This is a genomic window from Hymenobacter terrenus, from assembly GCF_000972495.1.
Lineage (GTDB): Bacteria > Bacteroidota > Bacteroidia > Cytophagales > Hymenobacteraceae > Hymenobacter > Hymenobacter terrenus.
The window spans coordinates 87,219-110,060 of the sequence record NZ_LATM01000017.1; the positions used below are offsets into that span (position 1 = coordinate 87,219).

Genomic DNA, 22,842 nt, shown 5'->3' on the forward strand with positions numbered 1-22,842 from the left:
TCAGCCAGTTAAACATTGTCTTTCATCTAGTTAGTTTGAGAAGGGAGGTATCGAGATACCTCGTCTCCCGATAAATCTTCGTTTCTGATAGTTGACCACAGGTCAGATAATGTGACAACCTTTCTAGGCCTTCTCCGCCTGTAGGAGCAGATAATCATCGCCTTCCTGCACGGGCTCCAGATGCTGGGATTCTTCCTCTGTAAACAGACGTGAGCGAATTAGGAAACGTACACCGAGGGGAATTTCCAGCGAAAAGCTGGCGCCCCGGCCTTTCACTACATCCACTGTAAGCTGCGTGTGTTTCCAGTATTCAAATTGACTTCTACTTATGAAAAAGTCGCAGCCATGAATTTGGCCCAGCCAGACGTCGCTGCCACCTACCCGGAACTCGCCCTTGGCGAAGCACATGGGCGAGGAGCCATCGCAGCATCCGCCGCTTTGGTGAAACATGAGTGGGCCGTGCTCATCGCGCAAAAGGTCAATGGTGGCTTCGGCAGCTTGGGTAACTAGAACGCGGGGTGTGGCCATGAGTCTCTACTTGTTTTGAGGCAACATGCGATAACAGTACCTCATTTTACCAATGCCTCAATGAAACAATTTTGTATTCAACTTATTCCATTTTTTCAATCAGACCTTGATCAGGAAATTAGCCCCTGCTCACACTCCGAGTTAAGGACGAAACCGGCAAGTTCAGGAGGGGTTGGCCATTCCGTACAAGGAATAACCTCCTCCTCAAAATAAACCTGGACAGCCATCAGAATCGCGGCAGTGGTTTGTGACACTTCCAGCAGGTGCCAACCGGCAATATCTAATTCAGCTTTGGCGCGGGCTAACTCGTCGAGCAGACGAATGCTATTGTAGTAGTAACTCTCTTCGTTTGCTTTGGCAACGTTTGCAGCACAGAGCGCCATTCCAAAAGCCGCGGCGCTTTTTCGATTTTTGCTTTCGTTTCGAACCAACCCGACTACCTGAAGTGAGGTGTCGCAACGGCCAGCAAGTCCAAATTTTTCTCGATTTTCAGGAAGTATCATGCGTTTTACTTACCAACGCCTTCATGACGCGGAACGCCGAAGCGCGGCCGCCCGAGTGCAGTACTCTGCGTTTGTCCGCAAAGTACTGCACCGGTCCAGATAGCCTAGAAGAAGCCCAGTTTCTGCTGGCTGTAGCTAATGAGCATGTTCTTGGTCTGGCGGTAGTGCGAGAGCATCATCTTGTGGTTCTCGCGGCCAAAACCAGAAGCTTTGTAGCCGCCGAAGGGCGCACCGGCGGGATAATCGTGATAACAGTTCACCCAGACGCGGCCGGCCTGGATGGCGCGAGGCACTTCGTACAACTCGTGGGCATCACGGGTCCAGACGCCGGCACCGAGACCGTAGAGCGTGTCGTTGGCAATTTCGATGGCTTCCTCCACGGTTTTGAAAGTGGTGACCGATACTACCGGGCCAAAAATTTCCTCCTGAAAGATGCGCATCTTATTGTGGCCCCGGAACATGGTGGGCTGGATGTAGTAGCCCTCGGCCAGTGCGCCGTCTTCCTGATGATAAGCGTCGCCGCCGACCAGCACTTCGGCCCCTTCGGTCTTACCGATTTCGAGGTAGCTCAGGATTTTCTCGAACTGGTCGTTTGAGGCCTGGGCACCCATCATGGTTTCCATATCGAGCGGATTGCCGAGTTTGATGGCCTTTACGCGCGCAATGACGCGGGCAATAAACTCGTCGTAAATATCTTGCTGAATGAGCATCCGCGAGGGACAGGTACAGATTTCGCCTTGATTCAAGGCAAACATCACGGCACCTTCGATGGCTTTGTCGAGAAAGTCGTCATCGGCATCCATCACCGACTTGAAGAAGATATTCGGCGACTTACCACCCAACTCCATAGTCACCGGAATCAGGTTTTCGGAGGCGTATTGCATGATGAGCCGGCCGGTGGTGGTTTCGCCGGTGAAACTCACTTTCTGCACGCGGGAGGAGGAGGCCAGTGGCTTACCAGCTTCCAAACCAAAGCCGTTCACGACGTTGATTACGCCGGCGGGCACCAAGTCCTGTATCAGTTCCATGAGTACCATGATGCTGGCGGGAGTTTGTTCGGCGGGCTTCATCACCACGGTGCAGCCAGCTGCAATGGCGGGGGCCAGCTTCCAGGTGGCCATCAGGAGGGGGAAGTTCCAGGGGATAATCTGGCCGATGACACCCAGGGGCTCCGAGATATTTAGTGATACTGTGGTGGCATTCAGCTCGGTGGCGCTGCCCTCCTCAGCCCGAATTACGCTGGCAAAGTACCGAAAATGGTCGATGACCAGCGGCATGTCGGCGTAGGTGGTTTCGCGGATGGCCTTGCCGTTCTCGACGCATTCCACGGCGGCGAGATGAGCGAGGTTTTCCTCAATGCGGTTGGCAATTTTGTTGAGGATATTGCTGCGCTCCGTGGCCGAGGTTTTGCTCCAGGTTTTGAAGGCTTCATGGGCAGCATCGAGCGCCAGGTCAATGTCTTCCCTGGTGCTACGGGCTACTTTACAGAAGGCCTTGCCATCGATGGGCGACGGATTGTCGAAGTATTGGCCTTTCACGGGCGCTACCCATTTGCCGCCGATGAAATTGTCGTAATGGTTTTTGAACTGCGGGCGGGCCACTACGGTAGTGGTTTCTTCTAAGATTTCAGCCATGGCTTTTTGAGGATGGGAATTAGGTGAAATAGAGAGACTGTAAAGGTCTCTTCTGTAACCGGCCGGCCGGGTGTGGTATTATCGCAAAGAGTGCGAGAATTGTCGCAACTTGCTAAACAGTCCTGCCCACCGCCCCTGTTATGAGTGGGTACTTCCTCACCCAGCCAGTTCTCACCATGTCCTCGCGCGTCCATTTGCCTGCTGCCGTAGCTCCGCTCGCCGTCGAGCGCCTGCACTCCCTGGTCGAAAACCGAACGGTGTACGCCCTGGATGCCTTTGAATTGAACGTGTTCGAAACCCACCACGCCGCCCACCGCGTGCCCCTGCGCCTTGATGGCTTGGCCCTGACCACCATGCTGCGCGGCAAAAAAGTGATGCATCTGCCCGGCCGCGCAGCCTTTGACTACCTTCCCGGCGAGTCGGTGGTCGTGGATAAGGACGAGCTGATGGAAATCGACTTTCCGGAGGCCTGCCTCTGCCAGCCCACGCAGTGCCTGGCCGTAGCAATAGCGCCCGATACCATCCGCCACACCGTGGATTTGCTAAATGAGCGGTACCCCAAGGCCGAAGCACACCAACCCTGGGCCATCAGGGCGCCGGACTATGCCCACCTCACCAACACCCCGGAGCTGACCGATACGCTGGGCCGCCTAATGGCTGTGTCGCGCACTTCCGATATCAATAAGGACGTGCTAGCCAGCTTCACTCTGCAAGAATTACTGGTGCGCCTGATGCAGACCCAGGCCCGCCAGCTCATTTTCCACGATTACGCCCGCTACCTGACCACCCACCGCTTCGCCGCCGTGGTCGATTACATCAAGCAGCACTTGGCGGAAAACCTTTCCATTGACAAGCTGAGCGCGCTGGCTTGCATGAGCAAGGCCACATTCTTCCGCGTTTTCAAGCGCGAGTTTGGGATTACACCAGTCGAGTTCATTATCCGCGAGCGGCTGGGCGAGGCGAAGCGCTTGTTGCGTCAGCCCTTAGCAAGCGTGGCGGAAGTGTGCTTGCGAGCGGGCTTCAATAACTTATCGTATTTCCAGGCGCTGTTTAAGAGGTATGAGGGCATCACGCCAGGGACGTATAAGAGGCTCCATCTCACCCCCTGACCCCTTCTCTTGCGAAGAGGGGCACCAGCTCAGCGCAAGCGCAAGCGCAAGCCGTACTTTTTCTCACGAACAAAAGCCCGCCGAGTAGCGGGCTTTTGTTCGTGCACTCCTCAGATCAGAGCCAATTCCCCTCCCCGCAGGAGAGGGGGTTGAAGAGTAAAGTTCTAAAATACTACGGTATACGGCGTGTCGGCCAGCGCTCGGATATCCTCGTGTAGGTCCACACCCAGGATTTCGTGCACATTGGCTCGAATGCGGTTGGAAATCTGTGTCAGAGGCAGGTCGTTGCTGTCCTTGCCAAACGGGTCTTCTATTTCGTCGCCTATCATCTCAACGCCGAGCAGAGCGTAGGCCCCAAACATGGTAATGGGAACCGTTAGGTATTGGTAGGTATCGAGCAGGTTGAACGGCATGATGAGAATAAATACCGTAATAAATCCCTTGATAAAGTAGCTGTAGGAGAACGGGATGGGGGTCGCCTTGATGCGCTCGCAGGCACCGGCCACATCAAGTAGAGCTTCGTGGTGCCGCTGAATGGTGATGAGGTGGGTAGGTAAAATAAGCTCCTGGTGCAGCAGCCGCTCATAAAACTCCTGCAGCTGGGTTGCCAGGCGCGAGGGCACGTGGTCGAGATTTTGCAGCTGCTCGATAAAGCCAACTTCGACTTCCTCCAGCTTTTCGAACCGCACGCCTTTGCGTAGGTGGCCATCTAGGGCAATGGGGAAGTTGGAGAGAAGCCCAGCCAGATAGGTGCGGTTAGGTTGGTCGTGAACGGGCAGGCGAGCATGAAGGAGCCCAGCCAGGTTGCGGCAGTTATTGACGAGTTGCCCCCAGAGGCGACGACCTTCGTAAAACCGGTCGTAGGCAGTGTTGGTACGGAAGGCCAGCAACAGGCCGAGCAAAATTCCCATAAAGGAGAAAAACTCCTTGTCAACGGCAATATTAAACTTCGTAAAATGGACGGCAACAGCCGTGATAATGGTGGCATACAGCCCCACCCACAACACGCGTTTTAGCAGCCTGCGGATAATGGGGGATGAGCCCAAATGGCGCAGGGCTTCCCACCAATCAGTTGATTTATACAGAATCATGTGAAGCAGCCAGCGCCAGATTTGGTAGCACGGCAGCCCAAGTTACGCGCTGACGCAGGCGACGGCCACAATTTGTATGTTAAAATGATGCATATAGCGTGGAAAGGGCTCTATTTTACTCCAACTCCTGACGCTCAACCCGTCGGCCCAGACGGTACCTATCACAGACTTACTACTTCTTAAGTTCGTGGGGTATCCGGTGGGTGTAACCATCACGGGGGTTCAGCTGTTAGACCAGGCTGCGTCTTACGCGGCTTGTAGCATCGTTCTGTTAGCTTTTATGAAACCGTCTCTCGTTGGAAATCCGCCATTATCATCCTCTACTATTCCTCCCAACGAAACTGCGGCTCCGCATCAGCTAGATGCTGCCCTAGTGTGGCTGATGGCCATTACCTGCGGGCTGGTAGTGGCCAACATTTATTACAACCAGCCACTGCTCGCCGCCATCGGCCGCACGTTTCACCTGCCGGATAGCAGTGCCAGCCTGGTGGCTACTGCCACCCAGGTGGGCTACACGCTGGGCATGCTGCTGGTGGTGCCATTGGGCGACAAGCTGGAACGCAAGCGGCTGATAATGTCCATGCTGCTAGGTGCGGCCGGCTGCATGGCGCTGGCGGCCTGGGCCCCCAGCTTTGCGGTGCTAGCGAGCGCCAGCGTGCTCCTTGGCATCCTGTCGGCAGTGCCGCAACTGTTGGTACCCATGGCCGCGCACCTGGCGCCGGAGGAAAGTCGCGGCCGCATCGTGGGGAGAGTGATGAGCGGGCTGCTCATCGGTATTCTGCTCTCGCGCACGGTGAGTGGCTACGTGGGGCTACACCTGGGCTGGCGGGCCATGTTCGAAATCGGAGCCGGGCTGATGGTACTGCTTGTGGGCCTGCTCATCTGGAAACTGCCCACCGACCAGCCCACCTTTACCGGCTCCTACGGCTCACTCATGAAGTCTTTGCTGACCCTCACCCGTGAGCAAGTGCCGCTACAGCGGGCGGCTTTAGTAGGAGCGAGCCTGTTTGCCGCGTTTAGCGTATTCTGGACTACTCTGACATTTTACCTCGAAGGAGCGCCCTACCACTATGGCAGTGATATAGCTGGTTTCTTTGGGTTGATTGGCGCTTCCGGGGCTTTGGCCGCGCCGCTAGCCGGCAAAACTGTTGATACGAAAGGGCCGGACTACACCATCGGACTGAGCATCGGGCTGGCGCTGGTAGCCTATGCCATCTTGGGTTTCGGCGGCACCTACATGGCGGGGCTGGTTGTGGGCGTCATCTTGCTGGATGTGGGCGTGCAGGCCACACATATCTCCAATCAATCGATGGTATTTGCTTTGGTACCCGGGGCCCGCAGCCGACTGAACACGGTATACATGACGGCCTACTTCACGGGCGGCTCATTGGGCTCCGTGCTGGGCGGGCTGGCCTGGACGCACGGCGGCTGGCCCGGCGTGTGCCTGCTGGGCGCAAGCCTAACCGGGCTCGCTTACCTGATTAGTCGCTTCTACCGGATGTAGACAGTCCATTCATACAAGATACATAGCGTCGTTTTCGCGTGGACCCGCCCCCCTCGTCCTAGAAAGGGGCCGGGGGACGGGTCCACGCGAAAACGGCGCTAACTAGTGAGCCCTCTACCGCGCTTCAGCCAGCCGACTGAGGCATACTTGCAGGCTGACGCGCCAGTGCGGAATGGCCACGCCCAATTGAGTTTTGGCTTTGGTTTTGTCCATCACGGAGTAGGCCGGGCGGGTGGCCTTAGTGGGGTACTCGGCCGTGCGAATGGGCACGGTTCTTACACTAGTCTGGCTTAGCTCGAAGATGGCCGTGGCGAAATCATACCAGGAAGTCACGCCTTCATTGCTGTAGTGGTAGAGGCCAAACTCCTGGCTTTGGGTTTCGATGATGGTGAGAATGCAGCCTGCCAAATCGATGGCGTAGGTGGGCGTACCCAATTGGTCCCAGATGATGCGCAATTCATCGCGCTCATGGCCCAGCTTGAGCATGGTTTTTACGAAGTTATTGGCATATTCAGAATACAGCCAGCTCGTGCGCAGAATAAAAAACTGCTTGGTGTGGGCTGCTATCACCTGCTCGCCTTCCAGCTTGGTGAGGCCGTAGGCGCTGATGGGCGCCGCCTCATCGGTTTCGAGCAATGGCTCGTTGCCGGTGCCGGCAAAGACGAAGTCAGTCGAAATTTGAATGAGAGTTGTGCCGTATTCGCCGCAGAGGCGGGCCAGGTTTTCCACTCCATCCCGGTTGATTTTGCGAGCCAGTTCCAACTCGTCTTCTGCTTTATCAACGGCTGTGTAGGCAGCGCAGTTGATGCAATACGCTGGCTGATATTGCTCAAAAAGGGACTTGAGTCCGCTTAGGTCCAGAATGTTCGCCTGCTCCTCGGGTAGAAACTCTAATCCCGTGGTGCCTCTTTCCCGCGCCACATGCGCCAAGCATTGTCCCAATTGCCCGGAGGCGCCAAAAACCAGTACGGTACCCATAAAGTATGCTGCGGTTGTGTTATTCGAGCCGCAAGTTAGGCTCTGCTGGCGGGCGCTTGTTCTTAATGGGCTCAAAACGCATCTCCCGGGGCTGTTTTTCGCTCAGGTATTTCCAGTAGCGCAGGGGCATGTGGCGGCGGTGCAGCTTCAGGTTTTTGCGCTCGGGGATGTTGACGTGGTCAAAATAAGCCTGCCACAACAGCTTGAACAGTGGCTCCCGCTCATCAAGCACCGTGGCCGATAACCTATTGGCATTCTGAGCCTGGTCCGCCTCAAACTGTACTAAGTCGGTACGCGTAAGGTCGTAGTATAGGCCGTAATGGCGCCGCCGGTCATAAATCAGCCAGCGTTGGTCGGCGTAGCGCTTGGTAAAATGCGCGGCAATGAGCGGCAGGACGTCGAAATCGGGGGAAATGGTGGCGTGAAACAGCTCATCGGTGGTTTTCTCGAAGCGCACGAAGGCTTCCATGCGGTGCTTTTCGCGGAACATCTGCTGAGCCAGACGCTGGATGCGGCGCACGTCCGCATTGGCGTAGTTTTCGGAGATGTCGCGGTCGGTGCGCAGGGCCAAGTCCACGTAGCGGAAAATCAGCAGTTCCCGTTCCGCATCCTCGCTGAGAAAAACGTGGTAGAGGCGGGTACGGGCCTCCTGGTCCATCGTGCGCAGCAGGCCTTCCCACACGCGGGCAGCTAAGGCTTCGTTGGTTTCGCAGTGGGCAGACTGAGCGAAAAGGCCAGTCTGGGCGGTAGCCTCGGGCTGAATACTGTTGGGCGCCGCCCGCCAATCATAAACGGTGAACAGGACCGTGAGTAAGCCCTCAAACGTGCCATCGTACGTGTAGTCGCGGCGTGCGGCCGTAAGTTCCGGTGCGGGCCGACGAGCAGCGGGTGCCGCAGCAGTCACCGCAGTAGCATAACGAGTTGGGGTGAGCTTGCTCATAAAAGCTTAGGACAAAAACGCCAGCAACAACTTATTTACAGCCGCCGCTGCTTCATGCTGGACCCAGTGCGTAGTCGGCAGATAGGTAAGCTGGCCGCCATCGCAATAAGCTAGGCTTTCGCGGGCTAGCTCACGTTTTAAGAAGGCATCGTTTTCGCCCCAAATGATATGGATAGGAATCTTTATCCGGCCCGTTGCCCCCAGCCGCCTTCCAAAGCGAACCGCCGCCCGGTACCAGTTTATCATGCTGCGCATGGCCCGCGGCTGCGTCCATGCCTCTTTATACCGAGCTAAATCAGCATCGCTAAATGTACCCTTGCGGCTGGTGCCGCGCAGCAACCGCCGGCCCAGCCACCACCCACGCAGGCGAACCAGCACCTCGGGCAGCCATGGTAGCTGAAAGAAGAAAACATACCAGCTCCGCAGCAACTGACCTGGCTTGCGAAGTAGCGCCGGACCAAATACCTGGGGGTGCGGCACGTTCAGAACGGCAGCTTGCCGGATGCGGCCGGGATAATGCGCGGCTAAGTGCCAAGTCACCGCAGCGCCCCAGTCGTGGCCAACTACGGCGGCCGTCGCGTGGCCGGCGGCGTCAATCAGCCCAATAATGTCCGCGGCGAGGTGGTCGATGGTGTAGTCGCGCACGCGCCGGGGCTTATCGCTGAGGTTGTAGCCGCGCTGGTCGGGCACCCAGACGCGAAATCCGGCATCGGCCAATGCCGAAATCTGGTGCCGCCAGCCGTACCAAAACTCCGGGAAGCCGTGTAGTAGAATTACCAGCGGGCCATCAAGGGGCCCGCATTGCACCACGTGCAGGTGCAGGCCGTTGGTAGGCACGCGGTGGTGTTCGAGAGCATAGGACATACCTGGCTGTATCGGCCAGGCCGCGCAGAAGTTGCGCACGAGGTAAAAGGCAGAACAATTAAACGGACGCCTCAGTACCTGGGCCAGATCCCCTTATGCTGCCTGCTGGGTATCCTGGCTGGCGCGGGCCTGGGCGCGGGCATCGTCGTGCAGCTGGCGCACCAACGGCATTAGTTCGCTGATGCGGCAGCAGCACGAGAGACGGGCTACTTTATCAGACTGGGCCGGGCGCAACGGCTGGGCTTGACGGTGAATGATTTTCATGACGGAAAAGAAAATTTCTTCTTGCACACCGCCCAGGCTGCTCTTCCGCAGCGAAGGTTGGCCATTCGAGAAAAAGGACTCGTGAAACATTTGATTAAGAGGCTTGGGCAAATAAATCGAGTTGCTGGGTAACGAGGGCCGAGCGCACCGAACCGGCTCCGAAAAGAATCTGACGGCGCACCTGCTGCTCGCTCAGCTCCCCGAGGGCGGGCTGGTACTCGCCCTGGCAGGTGAGGAAATATTTGGCCCGCTTCAGCACCACACCCAGTTGGCGCAGGGTTTCCATGTTGAGGCTGGCGAAGCGGCGGGCGGCTACAATGCGCTTGGCCGAGCGGGCACCCACGCCGGGAATACGCAGTATCATTTCGTAATCGGCCGTGTTCACGTCCACCGGAAATACGTGGCGATTACGCAAAGCCCAGGCTAGTTTGGGGTCGATTTCAAGGTCGAGGTGCGGGTGCGCGGGGTCGAGAATTTCATCGGCCTGGAAGCCGTAGAAGCGCATCAGCCAATCGGTTTGGTACAAGCGGTGCTCTCGAATGACGGGCGGCTGCGTGACCTGCGGCAGGCGGGCGTCGTCCGTCACGGGGATGTAGCCGGAGTAGTAAACCCGTTTCAGCCCGTAGCCTTGATAGAGCGAGTCGGTGAGCTTGATAATCTGTAGGTCCGTCTCGGCGCTGGCCCCCACAATGAGCTGGGTAGTCTGCCCGGCCGTTGCGAAGGCGGGCACTTTTTTGAACAGCGCCTTCTCTTCTTTATTTTGAATAATATTGTCCCGAATCTGGCTCATCGGGGTCAGAATTTCCTGGTAGTTTTTTTCCGGGGCCAGCGTGGTCAGGGCCAGCTCCGAAGGCAGCTCAATGTTTACACTGAGACGGTCGGCGTAGAGGCCAGCTTCCTGAATAAGCTCCTCAGAGGCCCCGGGAATGGTTTTGACGTGGATGTAACCGTTGAATTTGTGCTCGGTGCGCAGCTTTTTCACAATACGCACCAGCCGCTCCATGGTATAATCCGGACTGGAAAAGATGCCGGAACTCAGAAACAGACCCTCGATGTAGTTACGACGGTAGAAGTTGATAGTCAGGTCTACCACCTCGTCCACGGTGAAAGCGGCACGCTTCACGTCGTTCGAGCGGCGCGAGACACAGTAGGCACAGTCAAAAATGCAGTGGTTAGTCAACAAAATTTTCAGCAGGCTCACGCAACGACCGTCTTCGGTATAGCTATGGCAGATGCCCATGCCCTCAGCATTGCCGAGGCCTTTGTTTTCATTTTTGCGCTTGCCGCCGCTGCTGCTGCACGAAGCATCGTACTTCGCGGCATCGGCTAATATGCTTAGTTTCTCTTGAATGCGCTCGTTCATGAGGAAGGGCTTGCTTTCGGGCTTAAAAGTAATGAACAGCGGCCAAATAGGCGCAATGTATTAAGCTAATTTTTTTAGAAATAGTTTCTCCTGGCCGTAGTTTAGCGTGGAGCGTGTAAGGGCCGGCCAAGTGGTAAGGTGAGTTCGCAACCCATGGCCGCAGTGCGGTAATTAGCCCCAGCCATAAACTAGGGCGCTAACGCAGTTTTGCCGGATGGCTGCGCCGCGGTGAGTGGCAGATACACCTCACTGCTCAGCCGGTCCTCACGCGCTCCGTGCTAAACCGCGGCGAGTGTGTTTTTTGCAGGCTCCTTTTTGTAATTTGCAGCGTTGCGCCCTGATATGAGCTTTCGTGGTTGGTTACTGTTAGTGATTGTTTCGCTTGTCCCGCTGGTCTGGCCAGTGCGGGCGCAGACGTTTGACCCGCGCCTGGCGGTACCACCAGATTCTCTGAACGCGAACCTGGAAACGCTGCCCCAGCGCCCCGACTCACTACGCCAGCGCTTCGATGAAGCCCGCCTGATAACCCGGCTCAAGGCTTACTCGCGGCGTAAAACCATTGTTGGACGGGCGGCCTCGGCACTGTTCAGGTTCACGCAGCGTCAAGACGAGCAGGCTGGCCTTGATGCCGTGTTGCTGGACCGGCAGTTTGACCGGCACAACTTTAAAATCGTGCGTCGAATCGAAATCCGTAGGTTGGACGCTTTTGGCTACAGCCTCACCGACTCGACCCGACGGCCGCGCACCTTCCTGGAAAAGTCGGGTAACGCACTGCACATTAAGACGACCCGCTCGCGCATTCGGCAGGTGCTGCTGTTCCGGCCGGGCCGGGCCCTGGAGCCCCAGGCCCTGGCCGAATCGGAACGCCTGTTGCGTCAAACCCCTGAAATTCTGGATGCTCGTGTGCTGGTAAACGAAGTTACGACCACCCGCGACAGCGTGGATATTGAGGTGCTCACTACCGACGTGTTCAGCATTAGGGGCGGCTATGAGGTGGGGTCGGCTACGGCGGGCCGTATCTCATTTGGCGACGACAACTTTCTCGGCCAGGGTCACCAGTTGCGAAACTCTTACCGATACGGACGGAATTTGAGCTCAAATTCTAACGAGAGGCCCCAACAATGGTCATACGAAGGCAGATACACGGCTCCGTTTCGTCATTTTGTGTATGCCCAGGCCCGTTACCGCAACGAATACAACTACCGGTCGGGGGGAGTGTCGGTGCAGCGGGACTTTTACTCACCCAGCGCCCACTACGCGGGGGCACTCAACCTGAACAGCTATGACTTGAACGTGACGCTGAAAGCCCCGCCGGAGGGGGAGCCCTACATCTATTATCCGCTGAGGTACACGGTGCAGGACGTTTGGGTGGGGAGGGCTCTACGCCTACGCTCCTACGACTTAGGCTATGAAAACCCCGGGCGCATTATCGTATCTGCCCGCGTTCTCAATACCGCCTACGGTGCCATTCCCAATCCCAGCCCCATCACCATACCCGATTATAAAAACGAGTACCGCAACGGCATGCTGCTACTGGGCACAGTGGGCTACTCCGTGCGCCGTTACTACAAGGACCGGTACCTGTTCGGCTTTGGCCGCACCGAGGACATCCCTACCGGTACACTGGTTAGCTTCACGGGCGGCTATGAGACGAATAGTGCCATGCCGCGCCGTTACTTTGATGTGCGCCTGGCGACAGCCAATTTCAGCACGCGCAGCGGGTACTTATACGCTGCAGTCGCTCTGGGCTCGTATCAATTGATGAACAAGAAGCGCAGGTGGGAGCAGGGGCTGCTTACTACCGAACTGACCTCGTTTACCAAGCTTTACCACTTTGGCAACTGGCAGTACCGGCACTTTCTTAGCAGCAAGGGCACCATTGGCCTAAAACGCCGGCCGGGCGATTTGCTCCAGGGCATTACCAACGACCGGGGCCTGCGGGGCTTCTCTCCGGCTCAGCCTATTTTGGCAACCAGCCGCTTCACACTCAACTACGAAACCACTCTTTTCACGCCCTTATCGCTGCTAGGCTTCCGCTTGGCGGGCATCGCCTTTGCCGATGCCGCCTGGGTGAGCGACAAGCCCCGTGGCGGCCCTCCCTTTCGCAACTCGCCCTACACCGGGTTCGGACTGGGTCTGCGCTTCCGCAACGAGTTCACGGCTCTGCGCACTTTCCAGATACTGGTTGGCTACTACCCGCGCGGCCTGAACGCTGCCAATGGCGTACGCTTGTTTGAATCGAGCCGGGAAACGGTCACCTTTAATGATTTTGGGCTGGGCCAGCCTGGCACGGGAGTGTACCAGTGAGGTAGCGCGTAAAGCGTTTTACTGCGCTGGAAGCGCTCAATGCCTTACGGAGCAAAGGCTCCGCGCTACAGACTACCGTTGTGTACGATGCCTCGCGGAGCTAAGCTTTACGCTATAACCCTACGTTGCACTCAATGCTCACGGAGCAAAAAGAAAGGCTGCGCTACCGCTCTATAGTGAAGGAGATGGGTACGGTGCAGGATACGCGGACTGGCTGGCCGTTTACGCGGCCGGGCTCCCAGGGCGGCATTAGCCACACGAGGCGCAGGGCTTCGTCGTTGAGCCCACTGCCGGGACCACTGACGACGTGCGCATCCTGCACCTTGCCGGTGGCGTCGAGTATGAAGTTGACGAACACTTTCCCGGAGACGCGCTGTTGCAAGGCCCGCTGCGGATAGCGAATGGACTTACTCAGGTAGGCCATAAAGGCTTTGTCGCCGCCCACAAAATGCGGAAGTACTTCGGGGTTGATATACACCGAATCCGGCTTCACAAGGAGTGCAGGCAGAGAGGCTGCGCTAAGCGGATGAGCGGGCGCGGTGGTGACACTTGTGTCGGCGGGCGTGATACTTTGGTCGGCTTGCAAGAGGCTTTGGCCATTGGCTGCCGCCCCCATTAGAAGAAGGGACGCGAGCAACGCATGCAGGCGTAATGAATGGAGCACTTTAAAAAGAGCGTAAGATGAAAGATTAGAGGGTAGTAGAAGAAGATTAGTAGCGCGAGAAATTTCCTAGGCAAATAACAGATATTATTCAGCAAGCAGGTTTTGTTAAATTGTTCTTTTTTAATAATATTTAAATACCAATACCATATTGATCAATAGCGTTAAATACACTCTGCAATTCAGCAAAAACTCATTGATGGCGCAATATAGCTCATAAAAAGGCCCTTTATATGTCTTATCTATTTGTTGATTTGTACTTACTAGTCCCTTTACTCAACGATAATCTTGAGGGTTTTATTTAATAATACTAATAGTACCCTTAGATTCTATTGCTCGTCCGTTCAGTCATTCATACTTTTATAATCGTAAATCGACGATAAACGAAAAACTAACCAAATGGCAACCCACAAGCGCGAACATTTTACTACCGCTGAGCAAGAGCTCGCCGTCATCGCTAAGGCGCTGGGGCACCCGGCGCGGGTGGCTATCCTGCGGCTGCTGACCCAGCGCCGAGCCTGCGTGTGCGGCGAGCTGGTGCTGGAACTTCCGATTTCGCAGAGCACCGTGTCGCAGCACTTAAAGGGGTTAAAAACGGCGGGTCTCGTGCAAGGCGAGGTCGACGGTCCACGCGTGTGCTACTGTATCGACCCGGCCGGCTGGGCCCGGGCCCGCCAGCTCCTCGGCGACTTGCTGGCCGAGCTACCGGTGCCCACTACCGGATGCGCCTGCTGATTTAGTCAGGCGATAAAACTGCTGCTGCATTTACCTTTCTTCTCTTTTCAATTCCTCATCCCCACTTTTCCTATATCGTATTTATGGAATCTGCTAATTTCCCCCGGATGCACGTCTCGCTATACGTATCCGATTTGACCGCAACGGTCAATTTCTACACGGCTTTCTTTGGGCAGCCAGCCACCAAAATCAAGCGCGGCTACGCCAAATACGTGCTGGATAAGCCTTCGCTCATCATCTCGTTCGTGGAGAACCCCGAGCGGGTGCAGAGTCACTTCGGCCACCTTGGCTTCCAGGTGGAAACGGTGAAGGAGTTGGACGAGCGACTAGCCCTGGCCCACAAAGCCGGCCTGGTGAGCCGGGAAGAAATGGGTACCAACTGCTGCTATGCCAAGCAGGACAAGTTTTGGGTGAACGACCCCGACGGCGTGGAGTGGGAAGTGTACTACTTCCACGCCGACGCCGAGTTCAACGACCCGCGCTACCAGGAAGAATACGACTCGGCCAGCAGCCAGTGCTGCATTGCCCCGGCAGCGGCGGAAATAGTGTTGACCACCGCTCCCATGGCCTTCACACTGGTAGATACTTCGGCCCCCGCAGCCGCAGCTTGCGCGCCAGACGGTGGGTGCTGCTAGCGCAATTTTCGGAGTCGCTCGCAGGCTAATGCAGTCCGCCAGCCCACCCAGTTATACCAGCTTGACTCGCTTCTGCTCATGATTATTGAACCGATGACGGCCGCGCACTGGCCCGATGTGCGCGCCATTTACGCGGCGGGCATTGCCACGGGCAACGCTACTTTCGTCACTGATGCACCCACTTGGGCCGATTGGGATGCGAGCCACCTGGCCATTGCCCGGCTGGTAGCGCTGCCGCCCGCCGCGCCGGCCACCGTGCTGGGCTGGGCTGCCCTTTCGCCAGTATCAAGCCGTTGCGTGTACGGCGGAGTGGCCGAAGTAAGCGTGTACGTAGCGGCAGCTGCCCGGGGGCAGGGTATGGGCAGGGTCCTGCTGGCCGCCTTGGTTACCGAATCGGAGCAGCACGGCTTGTGGATGCTGCAAGCCGGCATCTTTCCGGAAAATGGGGCCAGCGTACGCTTGCATGAGGCGGCGGGCTTCCGGCTGGTGGGGCGCCGCGAGCGGATCGGCCAGCTGGGTGGGCAGTGGCGCGATACCCTACTGTTGGAGCGGCGGAGTGCCATCGTGGGGGCAACACCGAGCACTACATGAGCTCATCCTTACGACGATGCCTGCTGACCGAAGTCCTGGGCACGACCGGGCTGCTGCTCTTCGGCACCGGGGCGGTGGTGGTAGATGAGCAAACCCACAGCCTGGGGCACGGCGGCGTGGCCGCGGCGTTTGGGCTGGTGGTATTTATGCTGATTCAGAGCTTGGGGCCCGTGAGTGGTGCCCACGTAAATCCGGCCGTGACCATCGGCTTTTGGGCGTCGGGGCGCTTTCCAGGGCGGCGGGTGCTACCCTACGTACTGGCCCAGCTAGTGGGCGCGCTGGTGGGAAGCGGGCTGGTGTGGTGCCTGGCCACGCCGGGCTCTACGTTGGGGGCCACGCTGCCTGCGCGCTCGGCGGTAGCGGCGCTGGTCATCGAAACGGTACTCACTTTCTGGCTGATGCTGGTGATTTTGCGCGTCACGGCCGGCGCGAAGGAAGAAGGGATTCTGGCCGGCTTGGCTATCAGCGCTACTGTGGGGCTAGAGGCGCTGGTGGCTGGCCCGCTCAGTGGGGCATCCATGAACCCAGCCCGCTCATTAGCGCCTGCGCTAGTGAGCGGGCACCTGGCGGAGGCCTGGGTGTACGTGGTGGGGCCGCTGGCCGGCGCACTATTAGCTGTGGCAGCCGACCGACTCCTGACCGGCGAGCAGGTGCACTAAAGAGGTTTGGAGTTGATGTACTTGGCGCGACCGAGGGAACCTCCCCCCGGCCTCTCTCCCAAGGAGAAGGGAGCTGAAAAGTCATTATACCAACTTGGCAATGGCTGTAACTAAATAATGGCACATGTGATGCTTAGGCTCCGCGGCTGCCAGATGACCAGGGCATTCTTTCAGCGCGAGGCTCTTCCATTACAACAAATTGATACACTACATAATACCCACCTAAACCACCCTTCTCACCCGAGCAACTTCCCTCCTCTTAATATGATAAGCTTACTCTTTGTGTGCATCGAAAACGCCAACCGCAGCCAGATGGCCCACGCTTTCGCGACCCTGCACGGGGGCGGACGGGTGGAGGCCTTTAGCGCGGGCTCGCGGCCGGCGGGGATGATTAACCCCAAGGCGGTGGCAGCCATGGCCGAGCTGGGCTACGACCTGCGCACCCACGCCAGCAAGTCGCTTGATGAGGTGCGTGACCAATCCTTCGACTACGTGGTGACCATGGGCTGCGGCGATGCCTGCCCGTTTATTGTCGCCCGCCACCGGCGCGACTGGCAGATTCCCGACCCCAAACACCTCGCACCCGCCGAGTTCCGGCAGGTGCGCGACCTGGTGGAGCGGCAGGTGCTGGCGCTGCTAAAAGAAGCTGGAGTGATAAGCGTTGTAACTAACTAATTTCTATATCTTGTGAACCGACTGCGGCTACCGACATCCTCTTGGCAACGGAGCACGCGGGCCCGGCAGGTGCGGGGCTTCCCAATCATTTCTACCCAATGGCAAACCTCATTACGGAGGCTATCCCGGCCACGGTCATCGCCGAAGCCTCAAACACATTCGTGATGCCCGTGCGGTCCTGGCCCCCACCTCATTTCGCTCACACCCGAGGAGCGCGCCGCCCTACCCAAAATGGGTGACAAGTCGCAGTTTCTTGCGGCCAAAGCGGCCGAGTATGCCCAAAGCCTCGGCACCCTCATGCCACAGTACCTCGACGTGGTGGCCTTCTTGATTGATTCTAGTGTGAATAGCAACCTATCGCATTTCTAACTGAAAATCAACACCTTCATAATTGACGTGGACAGCACTCGAATAGAAGCTGGCTCCGAGGGCTACACGTCCGCACTAGTAGCCTACAGCGCCCTCAAAACGGCCGCCGAGCTGAACCAGCCCGGTGCCCAGACGGCAGTGACCGAGTTGAAACCCCGTTTCGCTGACCAGGGCGAGCGCAAGGAGAAAATAGCAAAGGCTTAACCAAAAACTCCAACCAGTTGCTTTTTTTGGGCAACCGGTTGGGGCCTGACCGAAACTGGTTGTGCTTTTTCGGCAACTGATTGGGGTCGGAGGGGAAGTAGTTGGTGCTGGAGCAAAACTGAATGAGGTAGAGACGCGACCCTTCGCGTCTCCAGAACTGCACCCGTTGCCAATCGTTCAACGACGAGACGCGAAGGGTTGCGTCTCTACAGCCAACGGCCGCCGGCGTAGTTTTGCCCGGCCCTCAAGCTGTAACTACCCTCCCACCAGCTAAACCAGAAGATACCATGGCGGAGCAACCTAAGGAAGCCACCTCAGTAGCTACCAATACGCGGCAACGCTCGCCTCACGCCAAACGTTTTTCCGATTTCCTCCGCACCCACTGCTGACTGTAGCGGCGTAGCGCCCCCTATTACACCATCTTACTATGAACCTCGGCGATTACAACGACCTCGAAGTAGCCCGCGAAACCAGCATTGGCCTCTACCTCACCTCCGACGACGGCGACCTGCTGCTGCCCGAAAAGTACGTGCCCGTGGGAACCCGCGTGGGCGACATCCTACGCGTGTTCGTCTACCGCGACTCCGAAGACCGGCTCATTGCCACCACCCTGCGGCCGCTGGCGCTGGTCAACTCTTTTACCGCCCTCACCGTGCGGGACCATGGCCCGGCCGGCGCCTTCCTCGACTGGGGCCTCGAAAAAGACCTGCTCCTACCCTACCGCAACCAGCGCCGCGACCTGCGCGTGGGCGAGCGGGTATTCGTGTACGTATACCTCGACGAGGAAAGCGACCGGCTGGTGGCCTCTGCCAAGTGGAAGCAGTTTTTGAGCAACGAGCCGTTCCGGGGCGAGCCCGGCGACGCGGTGCGCCTGCTCGTGGCCGACGAAACCGAGCTGGGCTACCCCGTCATCGTGAACGACACGCACCAGGGGCTGCTGTTTCATAACGAAGTATTCCGGCCCCTGCGCCTGGGCGAGGCCCTCCCTGGTTTCCTCCGCCAGGTCCGCGAGGACGGTAAACTCGATGTGCGCCTGCAGCGCGAGGGCTACAGCGAAGTGGAATCGGCTACGGATACGCTGCTCGCTGCCCTGCGCGCCGCGCCCGGAGGCCGCCTGCCGCTGGGCGACAAGAGCCTGGCCGAAGACGTGTACCGGCGGGTAGGCATGAGCAAAAAGGTGTTTAAAAAGGCCCTGGGGTCCCTTTTTAAACAAGGCCTGGTAGTCCTGGAGCCCGAAGCAACGCAGCTGAAGTAGTAGAACAGCAAACTCCCCTCCTTAGTAAGGAGGGGATGTTCGCGCGTCAGCGCGAACCGGGGTGGTTGTGGGCGTTGAATCGGAAACCAACGAAGCCAACAGGCTACTTGCATTAACCAGCACGTTGTAGAGACGCCACCCCTGGCATCTCCTCGCTGAAGAACGAAAGGCAAACGGCGCGGAAGACGAGACGCCAAGGGTGGCGTCTCTACAACGTGCTCGTAGCTTTCTCCGCTGGAATGCGGCCAGCGGTGTTGTGGCTGGCAGTCTTTTTACGTTTGCTTCAACCTCGGCCTGAAATAGTCGTTCTATCCCCGTTCAACGCCCTAACCATCCCCGTTCGCGCTGGCGCGCGAACATCCCCTCCTTGGTAAGGAGGGGAGTTTGACGGTCTCTTTTACCTTCTTCTATGAGCAAAACTGCTTTACTCGCCGGGGCCACGGGCCTTATTGGCTCGCACCTCCTGCCGCTGCTGTTGCAATCGGAGCGCTATTCGAAGGTGATTGTGGTAGGCCGGAAATCGCTGCCCATGCTGCACCCCAAGCTGACGCAGGTGGTAACAGACCTCGACCGGCTGGAAGACGTGCGCCTGCAACTCATTGCCGACGACATATTTTGTTGCCTGGGCACTACCATGCGGCAAGCCGGCTCCAAGGAGGCTTTTTACAAGGTCGATTTCCTGTACGTGGTGACGCTGGCGGCAATCACAGCCAGCAATTTCGCATCGCAGTTCCTGGTTATTTCCAGCCTGGGGGCCGATGCTGAGTCGCGGATATACTACAGTCGAGTAAAGGGAGAAATGGAGGCCGCGGTGCGGCAGACGGCGTTCCGGGCCATCCATATTTTCCGGCCGTCGCTGCTGCTGGGCGAGCGGGAGCAGCCGCGCATAGGCGAGCGGCTGAGCGCGATAGTGCTGCGGATGTTCCGGCCGCTGTTGCGTGGCCCCCTCCAGAAATACCGGCCCGTGACGGCCGCTACCGTGGCCGCCGCCATGCTGCACGCCGCAGCAGACGATGGCGGCGGCGTGCGGGTGCACGAATCTAATGAGTTGACGCGGGCCTGATTGGAGACGCTTTCCCGTGGCCTCCTTCTCAGAGCTGCGTTAAATCGCTTCAGCGGCAAAATCAGTAGCCGTGGCCTGGGACTGCCACTGCTGCATGTCGCGCTGCACGGCGGTTATTTTTTGCGCGGCCAGCTGATAGGCATCGGCCCCAAGAAAGAGGTAGAGCGGGGGCTGCGGGGCCTCACTCATGGCGATGAGTAGCGCCACGGCTTTGGCGGGGTCGCCGGGCTGCTGACCGTTGATTTGCTCCTGGTGCGTGGTCAGGGAATCGCGCACGTCCTGATAAGCCGCAATGGACGTGTGGGGCGTGGCCAAGGAGCCAGCCGAGAGAAAATTGGTGCGGAAATAACCGGGCATAACGGCGGTTACCTTCACGCCAAAGCCAGCCATTTCGGCGGCGTAGGCCTCGGTCAGGCCTTCGACGGCAAACTTGGTGGCGCAGTATATCCCCCACCCGGGAAAATTGCCGAAGAAGCCACCAATGGAGGAAATATTAAACACCTGCCCCGACTGCTGGGCCCGCAGATGCGGTGAGACGTGCCGCAGCACGTTGAGCAGCCCGAATACATTGATATCGAAATTCTGCCGAGTTTCTTGATCCGACAATTCTTCGATGCTGCCAAACTGGCCATAGCCCGCATTATTCACTACCACATCAATGCGGCCGAAGGTACTGATGGTGGCCTGCACGGCCTGGGCCACGCTGGCCTCATCGGTCAGGTCGACTTGGAGGGGGAGGAAAGTGGCGGCATCCGCCGGTATGGCTTGGGTGAGGCCGGTGAGGTGGCGCGAGGTGGCCGCCACCCGATGCCCAGCGGCCAGCAGCTGATTGGCCAGAATGAGGCCCAGGCCTTGCGAGGCGCCGGTAATAAACCAGGTTTTTGAGGTAGTCATAATGAGTGCTTTTTGTACAGCACAAAAGTAGAATAGACCCATGCCGGCCTATTTACCCCATTCAAACCAGTACTTACGAAAATCAAACAACCCGTGCTGCCGTGGGGGTGTGCCCGGTGTGCTTCTTGAAGAAGTTGTTGAAATGAGCCGGCACTTCGAAGCCGAGGCTGTAGGCGATGAGGCCCACTGGCCAGTCGGTGTGCTTGAGCAGGGCCTGCGCCTCCTGCACCAAGCGCTCGGCCAGAAGCTGGGTGGTGGTTTTGCCGGTCACGTCCTTGAGGGCGCGGTTGAGGTGATTGGTGTGCACGGCCAGCTGCTTGGCGAAGTCCTGGGCGGTACGCAGCTTCACGCGCTGCCCCGGTACCTCAATGGGAAACTGCCGGGCCAGCAGTTCGGTGAAGAGCGAGGCAATGCGGGTGGCGGCGGTGCTCTCGCGGTAGAGCGTAGTGGCCGGCTGCAGCTTCATGGCGCTGTGAATGAGCTCCAACACGTAGCCCCGCAGCAAGTCGTACTTGTAGGCATAGTCCGAATCCAGCTCCGCGAACATTTTCTGGAACAGCTGCCGCACGTGGGCCTGCTGAGCTTCACTCAGAAAGTAAATGGGCTGCCCATCGGGTTGAAACACCGAGAAATCAGCCAGCTTCATGCTGGTGTTCTGCTGTAGGAAATGCTCGGTGAAAATGCAGAAAAAGCCGGTCTGCTGCTCATTGAGCGGTTCCCACTCGTAGGGCACCAGGGGGTTGGCGAACAAGAGGGCGTTGTCATTAATAACCACGCTTTTATCGGCGTAGTGGTAGGTGCTTTGGCCTACTACGAAGTTAATTTTGTAGAAGTCCTTCCGGCTGTAGGGTAGGCACTGTGCGGCGGGTCCTACGAAGTCATCGAGGCGAAAAACGTTGAAATGGCCGATGTCCTGACGCAGGTTTTCGGGCATCCAGTCTGCTTTGAGGCGGTAAAAGTCTTCGAGTGTCTGAATTTTGAGCATGGTCGAAATTACCTAAATCAAATGACTCAGTAGCCCAATCTCCCGAACCGCCCACGCTCCTGTTCCTTCACAAGCGTACCGGGAGCCGGCAGTTGTGCAAACCTGAGCACTTGGCCCAGAGTTGTTGGGCGAAGCACTTCATCATCCCATCCTACTATCTGGCCTTACTTTTACCTCATAATCTTCCAAGCCCCCGCTTCCAATGAGCTCGCTGATTCAATTCGTTGCCAACTACGACGACCTTTCCACCGATAAGGGGTTTCCAGTTCAAGTTTCATTGCGACCGGTGCCGCAACGGGTATATGTCACGGTTTCAGCCCAATGCCATCGGCATTGCCGGAAGCCTCTTGCAGGCGGCCAGCAGCCTGTTTGGTAGCTTTGGTGGGGCGGAGCGCGCGGCCTACCATATCCAGCGCGCCGTGGGTGGCAAGGCCCACGACTCGGCCCTGGAAACGGCCGTGGGCGAGGGCAAGCAGCAGTTTAAGCAGTGCACGCGCTGCGGCCACTGGGTGTGCCCCGACGCCTGCTGGAACCACAGCGCCGGCCTGTGCGAAGACTGCGCCCCGGATGAGCAGGAAGAGCTGCGCGCCCAGCAGGCCCAGGCCACCAGCGAGCAAATCCGCACCAAAACCCGCGAGCAGGACTACACCAAAAGCCTCGATTTCCTCAATCGGGACGCGCTGCTCCAGTGCCCCAACTGCCAGGCCAGGCTGACTGCCGGCCAGAAGTTTTGCCCCAGCTGCGGCACCCCCAACCCCGCCGCCAAAGCTCAGGAGCGGTTCTGCACCGGTTGCGGCGAGGGCCTGAAGCCCGAGCAGAAGTTCTGCGGCGAATGCGGCACCAAGAACTAGCGCGTTCTGAGTCGGTTGGTACCCCAAAACGCTTGTAGAGAAGTACGCGTCAGTTCACACGAATCACAGCCTAAACGGCTGTGGATGGTGCGGAATCGTGCCCCTTGGGATACAGCCTTACCAAGTACGGCCCCGCCGGCTACGCCCCTGCACCATCCAAGCTTACGTAGACAGTTCCTT

The 22,842-nt window shown here is 57.9% G+C and carries 26 protein-coding genes; 14 read left to right on the forward strand and 12 right to left on the reverse strand.

The window, feature by feature from the left end; all coding sequences use genetic code 11:
• Positions 1 to 123 precede the first annotated feature (123 nt).
• From WX88_RS18285 to WX88_RS18295, 3 genes are all read right to left on the reverse strand, one after another.
• Positions 124 to 528 (reverse strand): DUF779 domain-containing protein, encoded by a 405-nt coding sequence (locus WX88_RS18285; protein ID WP_046245842.1) that lies wholly within the window; start codon positions 526 to 528, stop codon positions 124 to 126.
• Between the two features lie 110 nt (positions 529 to 638).
• Positions 639 to 1,031 carry a hypothetical protein gene (locus tag WX88_RS18290; protein WP_156176250.1) on the reverse strand — a complete coding sequence of 131 codons (393 nt, stop codon included), beginning with the start codon at positions 1,029 to 1,031 and terminating at the stop codon, positions 639 to 641.
• A gap of 104 nt (positions 1,032 to 1,135) precedes the next feature.
• The gene (locus WX88_RS18295; protein ID WP_046245843.1) at positions 1,136 to 2,665 is read right to left on the reverse strand and encodes an aldehyde dehydrogenase family protein; all 1,530 of its coding nucleotides are present in this window, start codon (positions 2,663 to 2,665) and stop codon (positions 1,136 to 1,138) included.
• A gap of 140 nt (positions 2,666 to 2,805) precedes the next feature.
• Between WX88_RS18295 and WX88_RS18300 the strand changes: the two genes are divergently transcribed.
• Positions 2,806 to 3,774: an AraC family transcriptional regulator gene (locus WX88_RS18300; protein WP_231590741.1), complete on the forward strand. Its 969-nt coding sequence runs from the start codon at positions 2,806 to 2,808 to the stop codon at positions 3,772 to 3,774.
• Positions 3,775 to 3,938: 164 nt separating this feature from the next.
• Here the strand turns inward: WX88_RS18300 and WX88_RS18305 are convergent, their stop codons facing one another.
• Entirely contained in the window at positions 3,939 to 4,865 is a 927-nt protein-coding gene (locus WX88_RS18305) for a bestrophin family protein (RefSeq protein WP_046245845.1), read from the reverse strand.
• A gap of 280 nt (positions 4,866 to 5,145) precedes the next feature.
• Here WX88_RS18305 and WX88_RS18310 point away from each other — a divergent pair, with 280 nt between their 5' ends.
• Positions 5,146 to 6,369, forward strand: a complete 1,224-nt coding sequence (locus tag WX88_RS18310) for an MFS transporter (protein WP_197076838.1) — start codon at positions 5,146 to 5,148, stop codon at positions 6,367 to 6,369.
• A 114-nt stretch (positions 6,370 to 6,483) separates the two neighbouring features.
• Here WX88_RS18310 and rfbD read toward each other — a convergent pair whose 3' ends face one another.
• The 5 genes from rfbD to WX88_RS18335 form a co-directional block, all read right to left on the reverse strand.
• Entirely contained in the window at positions 6,484 to 7,347 is an 864-nt protein-coding gene (gene rfbD, locus WX88_RS18315) for a dTDP-4-dehydrorhamnose reductase (protein WP_046245847.1), read from the reverse strand.
• 19 nt (positions 7,348 to 7,366) lie between these two features.
• On the reverse strand, positions 7,367 to 8,287 hold the full coding sequence (locus WX88_RS18320; RefSeq protein ID WP_052732838.1) for a TIGR03915 family putative DNA repair protein: 921 nt from the start codon (positions 8,285 to 8,287) through the stop codon (positions 7,367 to 7,369).
• 6 nt (positions 8,288 to 8,293) lie between these two features.
• The gene (locus WX88_RS18325) at positions 8,294 to 9,151 is read right to left on the reverse strand and encodes an alpha/beta fold hydrolase (protein WP_046245848.1); all 858 of its coding nucleotides are present in this window, start codon (positions 9,149 to 9,151) and stop codon (positions 8,294 to 8,296) included.
• A gap of 93 nt (positions 9,152 to 9,244) precedes the next feature.
• On the reverse strand, positions 9,245 to 9,415 hold the full coding sequence (locus WX88_RS18330; protein WP_156176251.1) for a hypothetical protein: 171 nt from the start codon (positions 9,413 to 9,415) through the stop codon (positions 9,245 to 9,247).
• Positions 9,416 to 9,509: 94 nt separating this feature from the next.
• Positions 9,510 to 10,778, reverse strand: a complete 1,269-nt coding sequence (locus tag WX88_RS18335; protein WP_046245850.1) for a putative DNA modification/repair radical SAM protein — start codon at positions 10,776 to 10,778, stop codon at positions 9,510 to 9,512.
• Positions 10,779 to 11,147: 369 nt separating this feature from the next.
• Between WX88_RS18335 and WX88_RS18340 the strand changes: the two genes are divergently transcribed.
• The gene (locus tag WX88_RS18340) at positions 11,148 to 13,085 is read left to right on the forward strand and encodes a BamA/TamA family outer membrane protein (protein ID WP_156176252.1); all 1,938 of its coding nucleotides are present in this window, start codon (positions 11,148 to 11,150) and stop codon (positions 13,083 to 13,085) included.
• Positions 13,086 to 13,248: 163 nt separating this feature from the next.
• Here WX88_RS18340 and WX88_RS18345 read toward each other — a convergent pair whose 3' ends face one another.
• Positions 13,249 to 13,749, reverse strand: coding sequence for an energy transducer TonB (locus tag WX88_RS18345; protein ID WP_156176253.1), 501 nt, complete (start codon positions 13,747 to 13,749; stop codon positions 13,249 to 13,251).
• Between the two features lie 396 nt (positions 13,750 to 14,145).
• Here WX88_RS18345 and WX88_RS18350 point away from each other — a divergent pair, with 396 nt between their 5' ends.
• The 10 genes from WX88_RS18350 (at position 14,146) to WX88_RS18380 (ending at position 19,932) form a co-directional block, all read left to right on the forward strand.
• Positions 14,146 to 14,481: an ArsR/SmtB family transcription factor gene (locus WX88_RS18350; protein ID WP_046245851.1), complete on the forward strand. Its 336-nt coding sequence runs from the start codon at positions 14,146 to 14,148 to the stop codon at positions 14,479 to 14,481.
• A gap of 83 nt (positions 14,482 to 14,564) precedes the next feature.
• Entirely contained in the window at positions 14,565 to 15,116 is a 552-nt protein-coding gene (locus tag WX88_RS18355; RefSeq protein WP_082116138.1) for an ArsI/CadI family heavy metal resistance metalloenzyme, read from the forward strand.
• A 78-nt stretch (positions 15,117 to 15,194) separates the two neighbouring features.
• Positions 15,195 to 15,707 (forward strand): GNAT family N-acetyltransferase, encoded by a 513-nt coding sequence (locus WX88_RS18360; protein WP_046245852.1) that lies wholly within the window; start codon positions 15,195 to 15,197, stop codon positions 15,705 to 15,707.
• The gene (locus WX88_RS18365; RefSeq protein ID WP_046245853.1) at positions 15,704 to 16,366 is read left to right on the forward strand and encodes an MIP/aquaporin family protein; all 663 of its coding nucleotides are present in this window, start codon (positions 15,704 to 15,706) and stop codon (positions 16,364 to 16,366) included. The genes WX88_RS18360 and WX88_RS18365 overlap by 4 nt, the downstream gene beginning before the upstream one ends.
• Before the next feature lie 264 nt (positions 16,367 to 16,630).
• Complete coding sequence (locus WX88_RS18370; protein ID WP_046245854.1) at positions 16,631 to 17,041, forward strand: arsenate reductase ArsC; 411 nt, start codon at positions 16,631 to 16,633, stop codon at positions 17,039 to 17,041.
• 98 nt (positions 17,042 to 17,139) lie between these two features.
• Entirely contained in the window at positions 17,140 to 17,280 is a 141-nt protein-coding gene (locus tag WX88_RS30910) for a hypothetical protein (protein ID WP_197076839.1), read from the forward strand.
• Entirely contained in the window at positions 17,273 to 17,410 is a 138-nt protein-coding gene (locus WX88_RS30240; RefSeq protein ID WP_156176254.1) for a hypothetical protein, read from the forward strand. Before WX88_RS30910 ends, WX88_RS30240 begins: the two co-directional genes overlap by 8 nt.
• Positions 17,411 to 17,437: 27 nt before the next feature.
• Positions 17,438 to 17,614, forward strand: a complete 177-nt coding sequence (locus WX88_RS30245; RefSeq protein WP_156176255.1) for a hypothetical protein — start codon at positions 17,438 to 17,440, stop codon at positions 17,612 to 17,614.
• A gap of 427 nt (positions 17,615 to 18,041) precedes the next feature.
• Entirely contained in the window at positions 18,042 to 18,869 is an 828-nt protein-coding gene (locus tag WX88_RS18375; protein WP_046245855.1) for a CvfB family protein, read from the forward strand.
• Between the two features lie 409 nt (positions 18,870 to 19,278).
• Positions 19,279 to 19,932, forward strand: coding sequence for an NAD-dependent epimerase/dehydratase family protein (locus WX88_RS18380; protein ID WP_046245856.1), 654 nt, complete (start codon positions 19,279 to 19,281; stop codon positions 19,930 to 19,932).
• A 39-nt stretch (positions 19,933 to 19,971) separates the two neighbouring features.
• Here WX88_RS18380 and WX88_RS18385 read toward each other — a convergent pair whose 3' ends face one another.
• The gene (locus tag WX88_RS18385) at positions 19,972 to 20,826 is read right to left on the reverse strand and encodes an oxidoreductase (protein WP_046245857.1); all 855 of its coding nucleotides are present in this window, start codon (positions 20,824 to 20,826) and stop codon (positions 19,972 to 19,974) included.
• Between the two features lie 82 nt (positions 20,827 to 20,908).
• Positions 20,909 to 21,811 (reverse strand): helix-turn-helix domain-containing protein, encoded by a 903-nt coding sequence (locus tag WX88_RS18390; protein WP_046245858.1) that lies wholly within the window; start codon positions 21,809 to 21,811, stop codon positions 20,909 to 20,911.
• A gap of 302 nt (positions 21,812 to 22,113) precedes the next feature.
• Between WX88_RS18390 and WX88_RS18395 the strand changes: the two genes are divergently transcribed.
• Entirely contained in the window at positions 22,114 to 22,662 is a 549-nt protein-coding gene (locus tag WX88_RS18395; protein WP_052732842.1) for a zinc ribbon domain-containing protein, read from the forward strand.
• Positions 22,663 to 22,842 lie beyond the last annotated feature (180 nt).